The 14,207-nt window shown below is 31.9% G+C and carries 14 protein-coding genes; 10 read left to right on the top strand and 4 right to left on the bottom strand.

What is annotated here, in order from left to right:
- Positions 1 to 38 precede the first annotated feature (38 nt).
- The 3 genes from lon (at position 39) to DYE58_RS02130 (ending at position 4,043) form a co-directional block, all read left to right on the top strand.
- Complete coding sequence (lon, locus tag DYE58_RS02140; protein WP_004821924.1) at positions 39 to 2,363, top strand: endopeptidase La; 2,325 nt, start codon at positions 39 to 41, stop codon at positions 2,361 to 2,363.
- Positions 2,353 to 2,964 (top strand): ribosome biogenesis GTP-binding protein YihA/YsxC, encoded by a 612-nt coding sequence (yihA, locus tag DYE58_RS02135; RefSeq protein WP_040552771.1) that lies wholly within the window; start codon positions 2,353 to 2,355, stop codon positions 2,962 to 2,964. The genes lon and yihA overlap by 11 nt, the downstream gene beginning before the upstream one ends.
- Before the next feature lie 371 nt (positions 2,965 to 3,335).
- Entirely contained in the window at positions 3,336 to 4,043 is a 708-nt protein-coding gene (locus tag DYE58_RS02130; RefSeq protein WP_115311977.1) for a hypothetical protein, read from the top strand.
- Between the two features lie 29 nt (positions 4,044 to 4,072).
- On the opposite strand, the gene DYE58_RS02125 is transcribed toward DYE58_RS02130, so the two are convergent.
- A complete protein-coding gene (locus tag DYE58_RS02125) occupies positions 4,073 to 5,341 on the bottom strand; it encodes an S-layer homology domain-containing protein (RefSeq protein WP_115311976.1) in 1,269 nt (422 codons plus the stop codon).
- A gap of 231 nt (positions 5,342 to 5,572) precedes the next feature.
- Here DYE58_RS02125 and pta point away from each other — a divergent pair, with 231 nt between their 5' ends.
- The gene (gene pta, locus DYE58_RS02120) at positions 5,573 to 6,544 is read left to right on the top strand and encodes a phosphate acetyltransferase (RefSeq protein WP_004821929.1); all 972 of its coding nucleotides are present in this window, start codon (positions 5,573 to 5,575) and stop codon (positions 6,542 to 6,544) included.
- A 41-nt stretch (positions 6,545 to 6,585) separates the two neighbouring features.
- Here the strand turns inward: pta and DYE58_RS02115 are convergent, their stop codons facing one another.
- On the bottom strand, positions 6,586 to 6,969 hold the full coding sequence (locus DYE58_RS02115; RefSeq protein ID WP_004821931.1) for a winged helix-turn-helix transcriptional regulator: 384 nt from the start codon (positions 6,967 to 6,969) through the stop codon (positions 6,586 to 6,588).
- Positions 6,970 to 7,084: 115 nt separating this feature from the next.
- Between DYE58_RS02115 and DYE58_RS02110 the strand changes: the two genes are divergently transcribed.
- The 6 genes from DYE58_RS02110 (at position 7,085) to DYE58_RS02085 (ending at position 12,786) form a co-directional block, all read left to right on the top strand.
- Positions 7,085 to 9,346 carry a heavy metal translocating P-type ATPase gene (locus tag DYE58_RS02110; RefSeq protein ID WP_115311975.1) on the top strand — a complete coding sequence of 754 codons (2,262 nt, stop codon included), beginning with the start codon at positions 7,085 to 7,087 and terminating at the stop codon, positions 9,344 to 9,346.
- A gap of 1 nt (position 9,347) precedes the next feature.
- Complete coding sequence (locus tag DYE58_RS11270; protein WP_004821936.1) at positions 9,348 to 9,554, top strand: heavy-metal-associated domain-containing protein; 207 nt, start codon at positions 9,348 to 9,350, stop codon at positions 9,552 to 9,554.
- A 153-nt stretch (positions 9,555 to 9,707) separates the two neighbouring features.
- Positions 9,708 to 10,460: an acyl-CoA dehydratase activase gene (locus DYE58_RS02100; protein WP_040552778.1), complete on the top strand. Its 753-nt coding sequence runs from the start codon at positions 9,708 to 9,710 to the stop codon at positions 10,458 to 10,460.
- Complete coding sequence (locus DYE58_RS02095; protein WP_004821940.1) at positions 10,457 to 11,224, top strand: 2-hydroxyacyl-CoA dehydratase family protein; 768 nt, start codon at positions 10,457 to 10,459, stop codon at positions 11,222 to 11,224. Before DYE58_RS02100 ends, DYE58_RS02095 begins: the two co-directional genes overlap by 4 nt.
- Positions 11,225 to 11,236: 12 nt before the next feature.
- Complete coding sequence (locus DYE58_RS02090) at positions 11,237 to 12,511, top strand: double-cubane-cluster-containing anaerobic reductase (RefSeq protein ID WP_004821943.1); 1,275 nt, start codon at positions 11,237 to 11,239, stop codon at positions 12,509 to 12,511.
- An 11-nt stretch (positions 12,512 to 12,522) separates the two neighbouring features.
- Positions 12,523 to 12,786 (top strand): putative Se/S carrier protein, encoded by a 264-nt coding sequence (locus DYE58_RS02085; protein WP_004821945.1) that lies wholly within the window; start codon positions 12,523 to 12,525, stop codon positions 12,784 to 12,786.
- Positions 12,787 to 12,829: 43 nt separating this feature from the next.
- On the opposite strand, the gene DYE58_RS02080 is transcribed toward DYE58_RS02085, so the two are convergent.
- Entirely contained in the window at positions 12,830 to 13,426 is a 597-nt protein-coding gene (locus DYE58_RS02080; protein WP_004821947.1) for a hypothetical protein, read from the bottom strand.
- Positions 13,427 to 13,490: 64 nt separating this feature from the next.
- Entirely contained in the window at positions 13,491 to 14,078 is a 588-nt protein-coding gene (locus DYE58_RS02075) for a hypothetical protein (protein WP_004821949.1), read from the bottom strand.
- Between the last annotated feature and the right edge of the window lie 129 nt (positions 14,079 to 14,207).

The following is a 14,207-nucleotide window of genomic DNA, read 5'->3' as shown; positions in this document are numbered from 1 at the left end:
GCTCACTTAGTGAGTCCTATTTTATAGTAGGTGATAATTTGAGTGAAAATAAAAAAGTGCCTTTAATAGCATTGAGGGATTTAGTCGTTTTTCCAAGGATGGTAACACACTTTGATTGCGGAAGACAAAAGAGTATAGCGGCAGTAGAGGCTGCTGAAATAAACGGCTCATATGTTTTATTGGTAGCACAAAAAGATTCTGCAGTATTGGAACCAAAGAGAGAAGATTTATTTGATTATGGAACTTTAGCCGCAATAAAACAAATTTTAAAACTTCCGGGAGGAGTAGTCAGAGTTCTCGTTGAAGGAGTAAAGAGAGCTAAAATAGAAGAATTTTTTATTGGGGATTTCTTTTATGAAGCCGCAGTTGAAGAGATAAAATATGAAAGTAATGAAGACGACAATCAAGAAGTTTTAGCGGCTATGAGACTCATTGAAGAAGATTTAGAAAATTATACTGAATTGGACTCAAGGCTTATACCAGGTCTTTTGCAGTCCGTTGTAGATTCATCATCTCCAGAATCTTTAGTAGACACATCAGCAGCGTATATAAATTTAGATTTAGAAAAGAGTCAGGACCTTTTAGAAACATTGGACCCATTTGAAAGGCTTACTAAGTTTCATGGAATTTTAAAAAGAGAAATAGAATTGCTCTCTATTGAAAGAAAAATTGACAAACAAGTTAAATCTAATATGAATAAAGTTCAAAGAGAGTATTATTTAAAAGAACAGTTAAAAGTAATACACAAAGAACTTGGCGACAATGCAGAAGAAGATACACTTCTTGAGTACGAAGAAAAGATTGAAGATACAGATTTACCTGACTACGTTAGAGAAAAAGCGCTTAAAGAAGTTAGCAGACTTTCTAAGTTAAATCCTTCTTCACCGGAGTATTCAGTAATTTTAACTTATTTAGATTGGATATTAGAATTACCATGGAATGAATCTTCAGCAGATACAGTTGAGTTGAGTAAAGTTAGAGAAATATTAGATTCTGAGCACTATGGACTAAAAGATGTAAAAGAAAGAATTTTAGAATTTATGGCAGTTAGAAATTTAACAGAAAGTTCTAAAGGTCCAATATTGTGTTTAGTAGGTCCTCCGGGAGTTGGAAAAACTTCCATAGCTTCTTCAATAGCAAATTCTCTATCTAAGGAATTTGTAAGGATGAGTCTTGGAGGTATAACCGATGAAGCTGAGATAAGAGGTCATAGAAGAACTTATATCGGCGCTCTACCCGGAAGAGTTATAAGCTTAATGAAAAAAGCAGAAGAGAATAATCCTGTGTTTTTATTAGATGAGATAGATAAAGTTGGAAGTGATTTTAAAGGGGATCCTGCAAGTGGACTACTTGAAGTTCTTGATCCGGAACAAAACAATACTTTTACAGATAGATATTTAGAACTTCCTTTTGATTTATCGAAAGTTTTCTTTATAGCAACTGCTAACTCAACTTCTACAATACCAAGACCACTTTTAGATAGAATGGAAGTAATCAGATTAAGCGGATATACACCACAAGAAAAATTTCAAATAGCTAAGAGATACTTGCTGCCTAAGCAGATAAAAGAGAATGGACTAAAGAAATCTCAAATTAAATTTACAGACAAGGCAATCGAAGACATCATAAATTATTACACAAGAGAAGCTGGAGTTAGAGGCCTTGAAAAAGAAATTGCCAAATGTATTAGAAAAGCTGTTTTGAGAATAGTAGAAGAAAATAAAAAATCTCTATCTGTTACAGAAAATAACTTAAATCAATATTTAGGAGAAAAGAAATTTCTATTTGATTTAGTTCAAGAAAAAAATAGAGTGGGAGTTGTAAATGGACTTGCTTGGACTGAAGTTGGTGGAGAGACTCTTGAAATTGAATCTACAGTTATGGACGGTTCAGGGAAATTGATGTTGACAGGTAAACTAGGGGATGTCATGAAAGAATCGGCAAATGCTGCGATTTCTTATATAGCAAGTAATGCAGAAACTTTAAATGTAGACTCTGAGTTTAGAAAAAAATCAGACATTCACATTCACGTTCCGGAAGGAGCAGTTCCAAAAGATGGACCATCAGCAGGAGTTGCAATGTTTAGTTCTGTGCTTTCAAGTTTAACAGGTCGAAAGATTAAATCAGATGTTGCGATGACAGGCGAGATAACATTGACCGGAAGAGTTTTGCCTATAGGCGGTTTAAAAGAAAAACTCTTAGCGGCTGAGAGAATGGGAATCAAGAAAGTTTTAATACCAAGAGAAAACGAGAGAGATTTAAAAGAGATTGATGAAAATATTGTAAATAAGCTTGAAATTGTAACTTTAAATGAAGCTAATGAAGCAATAGAACACATCTTTGGAGGAAATGATGAAAACTGATGACGCACGTTTAGAACAAGTTGCTGTAAAAAGAGAACAGTATCCGGAACCTGATGTATATGAGTTTGCATTTGCAGGGAGGTCTAATGTTGGGAAGTCATCATTTATAAATGCAATGCTTGGGAGGAAGAACCTTGCGAGGACTTCTTCCTCTCCAGGTAAGACAAGAACTATAAATTTTTATAGAGTTTCAGATTTAAGACTTGTGGACTTGCCGGGATATGGCTATGCGAAAGTTTCTAAGACTGAAAGAAATTCTTGGGCTGGAGTTATAAATACTTATCTTGAAAACAGAGAGAATTTATTAGAAGTATTGTTGTTAGTTGATATTAGGCATGAACCTTCAGAATTGGATAAAGCTATGTATGATTATCTAATTGCAAATGGACATTCAGGTCTTGTAATTGCAACTAAGGCAGATAAAATTTCACGTGGACAATACCAAAATCATATTGCAAAGATACAAAAGAAGTTGGGAATAAAAAATAGAGATAATATAATTCCATTTTCTTCTGTAGATAAAAAAATGGTTGATGAAATGTGGGATATTTTTGAAGATATAGTTGGATTTTATGACGGAAGTGAAGAGGATGAGCTCTAATTACGAAGAACTGTTAAATGAATCGGTTGAAAAACTTACAAATAAGTGTATATTTTCTGCAATAACAGCTCTAGTGAAAACTCAAATTACAATTTAGTTGATAATTATTTTATACATCTTACAGTATTTACATACATATATAAATTTATTTTTCAGATATAAAATTGTAAAATAATTTATAAAATTTATGAGTTGTTAAGTTTTAAGTATATATGTTAAACATTAAAAATATTTTAAAAGAAGCAGATGTGATTTTATTTATATGCACATTAGTTGTGACAAAATATCTGATTGATGATTTAAAAAGAGAATATTACTGATTTTTTCAGGGTTAAAGTTTAATCTTAGTAAAGCGTATAGGATAAAAGTTTATGTTTAGAAAAGTAGAGTATGCAGAATTTTTAGGAAGAATAAAATTGAAGGATTTTAATTCAAATCTTAAAATGACTGAATTAAAAAGTTACGATTTGAACAATATTAAAGAATATAATTATTCAGAAATGAAAATTATAGATGAATTGTTGGCAAGTATAAAAATTCAATTTTTAATGGCAAATTATTTAACTAATCATGCTGTTCTTTCGCTTGGGTTAGAAAAAAGAAATTCAAAAATCGAAGAAATAATGTGTAAAATCTTTAGGTGTGTTGAATTAGAGGAATATAAAGAAAAAGATAAAAGTAAATTTGTTTTGCAAATGCAACCCTATGATAACTTTGTTGAAAAATTTAGTAAGAAGGTACTGGATAGAGAAATAGACGAAACAATTTATGAATTGTATTTTAAAAATTCAACAGCAAAAAAGCATAGATGCGATAATTTATACTATGTATATGATACAAACCTAAAATTAAAAGAATATAAAAGTAATTTTAATTCTGAAGAATTTATTGATTTTATAGTAGATTATATAAATTTTAATGAAGGAGTTATTTTTAAAATTTACGTTGGATTAGATGAATTAAATGGTTCATATTTTATTGAAAGATTGAATGAAAAATTTAAAGTTGCAGCAATTGAAAGTAATTTGAATGATGAAAAGGAATATATATTGCTTTATGTGATAAGCAATTTTAATTGATGATTTAAAAAGAAAAAAAGAAGAGACCCTTAACGGTTCTCTTCAGGTTTAAACGATACATCTATTTGAGTGTCCTCTTTGATGATAAATGTAAATTTATCACTTAGGACACCTTTTTTTACACCATTTACAATTAGCGAATCAACTTCCATGCCAGTTGGAACATCAATTTTTACGCTAACTCTTGCACCGGATTTAAATTCATAACCGGCAGGACTGCTTAGGTATGTAGAATTTAAAGTCAGTTTTAAAAAGGATTGTTTAGCGTCTTCTAATGTTATTTCCAAAGTTTGGTCCAAATTTATCTCAAGGAATGATTCATAACTTTTTTTACCGGGAGATTCTACTTTAATAAGATATTTACCAGGGCTTAAACGAGCTCCTGTAAAAGGCTTATTATTAATTTTAATGCTTGCAGATATAGGGTTTCCCATGGAATCTGAAACCTTAATATTTAAATTTATATTTTTGCTCGAGTTGGCATTTGGATTATTTACATTATTAGAATTGAAACCGCTTAAAATGTTATCTAAAAATGTATTCCAAGTTTCAAAATCACTATTTGAAATATAACTTTCTTTTGAAGTTTGCTCAATTATATAATTTAGTTTTTGAATATCTGTCGAACTCAATCTACTGGCATCTACTTTAGAAAGATTTTCTAATTTTTTCAACAGAGATTCATATTTAGAGGGGTCAAATTTCCTAAGTTCAGTACCGTATCTTTCGATTGATAAAGTTAAAATTTTAGATAATTCTGCACGAGTTATTTTTTCTTTTGGTCGGAATGTGTTATCTCCAAAGCCATTTATTATACCATCTTTTGCAAGAGAGTTTATAGCTTCTATTTCTTTGTACTGAAGTTTATCCAAGTCCGTAAAATAATTTTTATTTTCAGATTTTAAATTATATAAAGTGCTCAATATTTTGCACACTTCTAAGCGAGTAATTGGCTCTACATTAAAGTTTCTATTGAAATTTATATAGTTACCTGACTCGGCAGCTAATAGTTCATTATAGTACCATTTATCTTTGTGTGAATCTAAATTAGAATTTATTTTATCAGTAGTGTAGTTGTCAAATTTAAAAATTCTATTTATTATTGTATAGGTTTCAACGTTTAAAATATAATTATTTGGTTTAAAACTACCATCTGTGTAGCCCAATAGCAGTTTAGAATCAGACATTTTTTCTATATAATTTTTTGCCCAGTGGTTTTCTATATCAGAGTATTGTGCTTTATTTCCAGCGCCTACTAGCAAAAGAGATAAGGCAACTAATGTTGTATATTTTTTCATATAATTCACCTTTATTTTTTTAATATTAAATTTGATATTTAATATTGGGAAAGGGTATTCTTTTTATAATGATAACTTGAAATTAAAAATAAATCAATTTAGTTTGCTAAATGTTAGAAATCTTAAAAAATATGATACTTTCAAAGATTTACATTTAAGGAAAACACGAGAAAAAATGCAAATATACTACAGATGTGGTATAGTAGTAATGAATAAAAAGGGAGGATTAATATGTATTTAATTGATCAACTAAAAATTAAAGTAAGCGAAAAATGCCCTACAATAGTTTTTCCGGAAGGCGAAGATGAGAGAATTCTTGGAGCAGTTAAAAGACTAAAAGATGAAAAAATATTAAATCCAATAGTTCTTGGGGATAGACAAGAAGTTGAAGCTACAGCTAAGAAATTAAATGTTAATTTAGATGAATTAAACTTTATAGATCCAGCTGAATATGCAGAAATAGATGAACTTAAAGAAGCTCTTCTTGAAAGACGTAAAGGAAAACTTGATGATGTCAGAGCGACAAATTTATTAAAAGACGTTAACTATTTTGGAACAATGCTTGTATATACAAAAAAAGCAGATGGACTTGTATCAGGGGCTGTGCACACTACAGGTGAAACAGTAAAACCTGCTCTTCAAATAATAAAGACTCAAGAAGGATTTAAGAGAACTTCAGGAGCATTCATATTATTAAAAGGAGAAGAGATGTATATAGCTGCAGACTGTGCAATAAACATTGAACACGATGCAGAATCACTAGCTGAAGTTGCAGTTATAACAGGAAGAACAGCTAAAGCTTTTGGAATGGATCCTAAGGTTGCTATGCTTTCATTCTCAACATTGGGTTCAGCTTCACATGAACTTGTGGACAAAGTTGCAAACGCAACCGTACTTGCGAAAGAAATGGACCCTGAGCTTGTAGTAGATGGGGATCTTCAATTTGATGCAGCATTCGTACCTGAAGTTGCAGCTAAAAAAGCGCCAAGGTCAGAAGTTGCGGGACATGCAAATGTATTTATTTTCCCTTCACTTGAAGCAGGAAATATTGGATATAAATTAATCCAAAGATTTGGTGGATTTGAAGCGGTAGGACCAATTCTACAAGGTCTAAATGCACCGGTAAATGATTTATCAAGAGGATGTAATGAAGATGAAGTTTACTCTTTAGCTATAATTACAGCAGCTCAATCAATAATGTAAATAAAATAAAAAAGTCGTAGAGTTAATTGCTCTACGATTTTTTATAATGACTTATAAATATAATCATCTATTTTTTTCATGTTACAACAAGGGTGCTTTCCCTTAGATTTCATAAAATCACTTCCCCAATTATACATTGCATTTAAAATTGGAAGTAAGCTTTCACCAAGCTCTGTGAGAGAGTATTCAACTTTAGGCGGAACAACCGGATATACTTCTCTGTGAATGAGCATATTATCTTCAAGTTCCCTAAGCTGTTGAGTGAGCATTTTAGGCGTTGCTTGTTCTATTAAAGTTTTTAATTCAGAATAACGCAGAGTTTTTCCGGTTAAGTGCCATAATATCAGCGCTTTATATTTTCCGCCAATTAAAGAGATTGTTGTATAAACAGGGCAGTCTACTGTCATGTCGTCTTTAGATTTCATAATTTGCTCCTTAGTATATTTTTAGATAGTATAATACAAAAATGTATATTCTTGTTAATAAGAAACTGTAGATATATAATAAATTTAAAAATAATATGTGTCAAGGGTGGTAGAGATGAAACAAAGTTTTGATGTTACTGGCATGAGTTGTGCAGCTTGTTCTACTAGATTAGAAAAGAAAATTTCAAAAATGGATGGAGTGGAAAAAGTAAGTGTTAATCTTTTGACAAATTCTATGTTGGTAGATTATAAAGATAATATAACTGATAAAGATATAATAAAAGTTGTAGAAGATACGGGATTTGGAGCAACTGTAAAAGGAAATGCTAAAGTAGAAAAATCAGAGCTCAAAGAAAATAATGAATTAAAAGAGATGAAAAGAAGATTGTTAGTATCATTATTTTTTACAATTCCTCTTTTTTATATAGCAATGGGAGAAATGTGGGGAATGCCTATTCCAAAAATTTTAACTGGAGTTGAAAATTCTATCACATTTGCATTTACTCAATTTTTGATGGTGATACCAATTGTTTTTATAAATAGAAAATATTTTATAAATGGGTTTAAAAATATGTATAGGCTTTCTCCAAATATGGATTCGTTGATTGCGATGGGGTCAGGAGCTGCAATAGCATATGGAATTTATTCAATTTATAAAATAGGAATTGCATTGGGTGTTGGAGATATGATAACAGCACATCACTTTATGATGCATTTGTATTTTGAGTCGGCTGGGATGATACTTACTCTAATCACACTTGGCAAGTTTTTTGAAGCAAGAGCAAAGGATAAAACATCTGATGCGATAAAGAAATTGGTAAATTTGATGCCTAAGACAGCTTTGATAAATAGAAATGGCGTTGAAGGAGAAGTTGCAGTTGAAGATATAGTCATTGGAGATATAGTAATTATAAAAGTTGGAGATGCCATTCCGGTTGACGGAGTTGTTGTTGAAGGATATGGAAGCGTTGATGAATCGGCGATAACTGGAGAGAGCATTCCGGTTATGAAATCTGTTGGAGATACTGTAACTTCAGGAACTTTAAATACTACGGGATTTTTTAAATTAGAGGCCAAGCGTGTAGGAGATGACACAGCTTTGGCAAAAATAATAAAACTTGTGGAAGATGCTACGTCATCTAAAGCTCCAATAGCAAAGTTGGCAGATAAAATAAGTGGTATATTTGTGCCGATAGTAATGTTAATTTCGTTGCTATCAATGATAGTTTGGACTATTTTAACTGGAGATTTTGAATTTGCATTGGGGATAGGTATATCAGTTTTGGTAATATCTTGCCCATGTGCTCTTGGGTTAGCAACTCCTACGGCAATTATGGTGGGAACTGGCAAAGGTGCTGAAAATGGAATTTTAATAAAATCTGCAGAGGCTCTTGAAATTTTGCATTCGGTAAAAACTGTGGTGTTTGATAAAACGGGCACTATAACAGAAGGTAAACCGAAAGTAACTGATGTAATAGCTTATGAAGATAGCGAAGAAAAACTTATATCAATTGCAGCTTCGATAGAAAGTCTTTCATCACATCCATTGGCAGAAGCAATTGTAAACAATGCAAGAGAGAAAAATATTGAAATTTTTAAAGCTGATGAATACGAATTAATTCCAGGCAGAGGAATGTCGGCGATGTGTAAGGGTGTTAAAATATATGCAGGGAATGCAAAACTTATGCAAGAGCTTGGAATTGATGTAGCGAAAGTTGCTTATGAAGAAGAAAAATTTGCAAATGAAGGCAAGACACCAATGTATTTTTTAGAAGAAAATAAAATATTGGGAATAATAGCTGTTGCAGATACAATAAAAGAAAGTTCAAAAGAGGCACTATCCCATTTAAGAGAGATGGGAATAGCAACTGTTATGATAACCGGAGACAACAAGAGAACTGCAAAGGCAATTGCTGAGCAAGTTGGGTTAAGTGATTTTGTTGCAGAAGTTTTGCCGGAAGATAAAGAAAAAGCTGTAAGAGAGTTTCAGAAAGATGGAAAAGTTGTAATGGTTGGAGATGGAATAAATGACGCTCCGGCTTTGGCAAGGGCAGATGTTGGAATGGCAATTGGTGCCGGTACAGAAGTTGCAATAGAGTCGGCCGATGTAGTTTTAATGAGAAGTAATTTGTTGGACGTGCCGTCTGCAATAGGACTTAGCAAAGCTGTTATCAGAAATATAAAACAAAATCTATTTTGGGCATTTATCTATAATGCTATAGGAATTCCAATTGCGGCAGGTTTACTTTATAATAAATTTGGAATACTATTAAGTCCAATGATAGGGGCGGCAGCAATGAGTTTTAGTTCAGTTTCGGTAGTGAGTAATGCACTAAGGTTGAAATTTTTTACACCTAAGTGGAAGAGAGGAGAATAAAATGGAAAGAAAAATTATAATTGAAGGTATGATGTGTGGACACTGTAAAGCAGCTGTTGAAAAAGCACTAAGTGGAATCGAAGAAGTAAAAAGTTTTTCTGTTAATCTTGAAGAAAAAAATGCAGTAGTTGAAGTTGAAGAAAACATTGATGCAAAATTAAAAGAAACAATTGAAGAAGAAGGATATACTGTAATAGGTATAGAATAAATTTAGAAGGCCATTGTCATTTGATGATGGCTTTTATATTGTATAAGTAATTGACAAAAAGATTTAAAAAAGATATGCTTTATAATAAGAAATAAGAGTTTAATATCAATGAATACGTTTTACAGTTAAAAATTTATTAAATTGAGGTATGTTTTGAATTATGTAGGAATAGATATAGGCTCTACAGCAAGTAAAGTAGTCATTTTTGATGAAAAAAAGAGTACTATATTGAATAAAAAAATTATGCCAAGTGGTTGGAATAGTAAGGAAACAGGAGAAGAAATAAAAAAATGGATTGAGGAATTAGGGTATAGAAAAAGTTGTTTAAAGATAGTTGCAACAGGATATGGTAGAGTCAGTGTACCATATGCTGATAGAACTATAACTGAAATAACATGCCATGGGAAAGGAACTAGTTATTTACATAATGGTGATACAACTGTCATAGATATAGGTGGGCAAGATACAAAGATAATAGTCCTAAAAAATGGACAAGTTATGGATTTTATAATGAATGATAAATGCTCTGCTGGAACTGGAAAGTTTTTGGAAGTTATGGCAAATAGGTTAGGGCTTAATTTGAATGAGATGTTTGAGCTTGCGGAGAATGGAAAAAAGGCTAAGATATCATCAACTTGCACGGTTTTTGCAGAATCAGAAATTATTTCTCTAATGGGGAAGGGTACTTCTAAAGAAGATATTGCAGCAGGTGTTGTTAATTCGATATGTGCGAAGGTAGTTGCTCTTGTAAATAAAAAACAAAAGAGCGATTCATATTTTCTGACAGGAGGATTTTGTGAAAGTGATTATGTCATAAATGAGTTATCAAAGAGGCTCGGAGCAGAAGTGAATTCACATAAAGACGCGAGATTTGCGGGAGCTATAGGAGCGGCGTTATTGGCATGAGTGTTTGGAGAAAGCGAAAATTAAAAACGTATGAAGATTTGCCGGAGCTGAGACGGCAGGCATTTGTAGATTGTATAATGAATAAATCTTTGGAAGATAGTATTGTTGGAATTTTTGGAAATGTAAATGAGCCTTTGATTTATGCTTATGGTTTACACACAGTGCCTATGGAGGGCTTGGACTCACATATATTCTCTTTTGGAGAGTATGATGGTTGCGATTTGGTAAAGAGTACGATTATTTATTTAAAGACTGAAAAATGTCCATTGTTATTTTCAGCCAAAATGTACGTAGTCGAAGATTTTTGTGACCATTTTATAGAGAGTTTGCAGGGTGAAACTGAAAAACCAATTTGTGTGTACAGAAATGAAGATGAATTGAAGTTGATTTTAGAGGAAGTTTACAAAAGAGAGTATTCAAAAGAACTGCATGAGATTGCAATTGAAGAGTTTAAGAAAATGGACTTAGCTTTGAATAAATTACATATAAGTAATTTATCGGGTAGAGAAATATTTGAAGTAGAATTCTTTTCAAGATACTTGATAGACATAAAAGAGAGAAGAAAATTTTTAGAAGAAACAGTTGAAAAGTTAGATTTGTATGACTGTGATAGAATCACAGTGACAGCAGTATGTCCAGGTGGAATTTATAGAGCAATCGATAGTGATTTAAATACTATACGATATGGAATTAAGAGAGATATAGATAATCCGATATTTACGTGTAAGGGTTGTTTTATGGGAAAAATTAAATTTAATTATTAAGAGGAGTTAATAATGGCAGATAATAAAAAAATGTGGGAAGAACTTGGGATGGATGTTGAAACTCATGATTTATTGTGTGAAGCATTGCCTCAAGCTTTTGGAGATGTATATTTAAGTCAAGAAAAAAGACCGCAAAAGATGGATTATTTCAATATGGTTGTTGCAGACATACATGGGATTCGTCCAGCAGAGTTAGTTGAATTTCAAAAGAATGGTGGAAAAGTTGTAGGAAGTTTTTGTATACATGTTCCTGATGAAGTTGTCTTGGCTGCAGGCGCAATAGCCACTGGTCTTTGCAGTGGTTCGCAGTTTTGGGTTCCGGGGGGAGAAAAAGTTTTGCCAACGGCGACTTGTCCATTGATAAAAGCTTCTTTAGGAGCAAGGTTTGATAGAACTTGTCCGTTTTTTAGTATTTGTGATTTGTTCGTAGGCGAAACAACTTGTGATGGAAAGAAGAAAGCGTGGGAAATTTTATCCGAGGATGCACCAATGCATATAATGGACATACCTCAAATGAAGAGAGAACAAGATTTTGTAAAATGGGAAAATGAAATTAGAAACTATATGGAAGTATTGGAAGAATTGACAGGAAATAAAATCACAGAAGATACACTGTATGATGCAATTCTAACTGCAAATAATAAGAGAAGGGCACTTCAAAGATTAAACGAATTCAGAAAACTTGAAAATGTTCCAATCAGCGGTAGAGATGCACTACTTATTCATCAAATAGCGTTTTATGATGACCCTAAGAGATTTGCACAAATGTTAAATACTCTATGTGATGAATTAGATGAGAGAAAGAAAGATAATGTTTCTGTTTATGAAAAGGGAACTAAGAGAATTTTATTGACTGGTACGCCTTTATCAATTCCAAATTGGAAGATACATCAAATTATTGAGACATCCGGTGGTGCTGTTGTATGTGAAGAAATGTGTACAGGAGTTAGATATTCTGAAGCATTAGTTGATGAAACAAAAGGAAGTAAGGACACAATGGTCAAAAATTTAGCTGATAGATATCTTGGACATATAAATTGTGCTTGCTTCACTCCTAATAGAGAAAGAATCGATGATATAATCAGATTGGCGAAAGAATACAACGTAGATGGTGTAATCGATTTAAATTTAAAATTCTGTAATATCTACGATACAGAAGGATACTTTGTAGAAAAAGCTATGCAAGAAGCCGGAATTCCTTGCATAGGAATTGAAACAGATTATACAGATGAAGATGCTGAACAACTAAAGACAAGAATAGGAGCTTTTATAGAAATGCTCAGCTAATTGAGGATTAAATGAAAAAAATAAGACACTATGTATTAATGCCAAATTCTAAAGAGGCAATGACACTATATCAAAAAATGCAAGAAGCACAAATTAAATCTACAGTTGCACCGACACCAAGAGAGGCGGACCATTGTTGTGGAGTTTGTATTTTGTATGATGAGGTTGCTGAAAGGGACAAAATATTAGAAATTGCCAAAGAAAGTGATTTGAAAATAGATTGTTTCTGGGATATGGAGAATAAAGACGACCCAAATAGAAATAAGTTTTGTTAAAGAAAGCGTATCAGAAATTTTTCTGGTACGCTTTTTAAATAGGCTATTTTTTATCTACTCTGTTTAAAGTTAGTTCAAAATTAAAATCTTTATTTGAATCTGACTTAGTTTTTGAAGTAAGTTTTACTGTATTGTTTGATTCGATTAGCTCAGATGTTCCTTTTTCAAAATCAAAATCTGAAATAATTTGATAATAAGAAACAAGGTCGGATTTTCCATCTAAGATACTTACAAGACGAGGAGGCATTAAATAAGTACCACAGGTAGAAAAATTATTTGATAAATCTATTTCAGAATACGAAGGTAAATCTAAATCACTTTCAGCCAAATCACCCTTATAAGTTAAATAACAGTCAATTTGTAAAGACTTAGCTGTGAGCTTTTCGTTAGTAGGGAACTTTTCAGAATATTGCTCGATTATACTTTGGTCAATGGGCTTTATTGTGTACACAGCTTTAAAATTTTCATTTTCTCCCTCGAATGTATAATAAGGTTCATAGTCATTTCTAATATTTGACTCGGAATATGATAAATATTCGGGAGATTTTCTAAGTGCAGCTACTGTTTCTTTATTATCTTTTTTTTCAGCACAAGCTGTCAAAGATAGCAATAGCATTAAAACAATTAGTATTTTTTTCATACATACCTCCTAAAAAGGCTCTGTTTTACATTTAAAAAAAATAAAACAGAGCCTTGAATATAATTTAATTTGCTTTTAAGTCTATGTCAAAATTAAATTCCGGCATTGTCTTAGATTGAGCGTTTATTTTTATAACAGATGATTCATTGATGTTAGAAGAAACTGATTCAGGTATTAGCTTATCTTTTGAAATAGCTTCCTTACCGGTTAGAATTTTAACTAGAGTTTCTTTAGGCAATTTACTTGTAGAAGCTTCAAATACATCAGGAAGAGAAACTTTAAATGCAACATCAGTCATATCTGGGAGTTCTCCTAATGAATCTCCGGTGTATGTAAGATATACATTCACTTTATATACAGGATTTTGTTCCATGATTTTTTGAAGTTCGTCAGAGTTTGTACCTGCGTGCTCATCAGCCAAAGATTTTAAATATTCTTCTGTTACAGGGGTTACGACAGCTCTTGCCTCAAAGTTTTCATTTTGTCCTGTGTATGAATATAGAACTTCTTCTTCAGTATTTACTTTTTTATCAGTTTCCTGAGTAGTTTTATTTTCGGATGCTGTTGTGTCTTTAGAGTTATTTTTTGTTTCGTTCTTTGCACAGGCACTGAGTAGAATGAGTGCAATAAGTAATAAGCTTAGTTTTTTCATAGAATACCTCCTTATTTATCTTATTTGTATTATACCACAGAATTAAAATCTAAAACTTTGATGATATTTAAGAGTTAGTAAAGAGATAATTACAATATGTAATAAATAAGGTTTACTATTTAGGCTCTT

It is taken from the genome of Peptoniphilus indolicus (genome assembly GCF_900454665.1).
Classification (GTDB): domain Bacteria; phylum Bacillota; class Clostridia; order Tissierellales; family Peptoniphilaceae; genus Peptoniphilus; species Peptoniphilus indolicus.
This window is presented reverse-complemented; position numbering and strand designations above follow the sequence as displayed.

Coding starts and splice junctions, on each gene's coding strand:
- DYE58_RS02115 (WP_004821931.1), bottom strand. CDS start 6,969: ATGAAATCTAAAGACGACATGACAGTAGACTGCCCTGTTTATACAACA.
- DYE58_RS02085 (WP_004821945.1), top strand. CDS start 12,523: ATGAAAAAAATAAGACACTATGTATTAATGCCAAATTCTAAAGAGGCA.
- yihA (WP_040552771.1), top strand. CDS start 2,353: ATGAAAACTGATGACGCACGTTTAGAACAAGTTGCTGTAAAAAGAGAA.
- DYE58_RS02095 (WP_004821940.1), top strand. CDS start 10,457: ATGAGTGTTTGGAGAAAGCGAAAATTAAAAACGTATGAAGATTTGCCG.
- DYE58_RS02125 (WP_115311976.1), bottom strand. CDS start 5,341: ATGAAAAAATATACAACATTAGTTGCCTTATCTCTTTTGCTAGTAGGC.
- pta (WP_004821929.1), top strand. CDS start 5,573: ATGTATTTAATTGATCAACTAAAAATTAAAGTAAGCGAAAAATGCCCT.
- DYE58_RS02080 (WP_004821947.1), bottom strand. CDS start 13,426: ATGAAAAAAATACTAATTGTTTTAATGCTATTGCTATCTTTGACAGCT.
- DYE58_RS11270 (WP_004821936.1), top strand. CDS start 9,348: ATGGAAAGAAAAATTATAATTGAAGGTATGATGTGTGGACACTGTAAA.
- DYE58_RS02130 (WP_115311977.1), top strand. CDS start 3,336: ATGTTTAGAAAAGTAGAGTATGCAGAATTTTTAGGAAGAATAAAATTG.
- DYE58_RS02090 (WP_004821943.1), top strand. CDS start 11,237: ATGGCAGATAATAAAAAAATGTGGGAAGAACTTGGGATGGATGTTGAA.
- DYE58_RS02110 (WP_115311975.1), top strand. CDS start 7,085: ATGAAACAAAGTTTTGATGTTACTGGCATGAGTTGTGCAGCTTGTTCT.
- DYE58_RS02075 (WP_004821949.1), bottom strand. CDS start 14,078: ATGAAAAAACTAAGCTTATTACTTATTGCACTCATTCTACTCAGTGCC.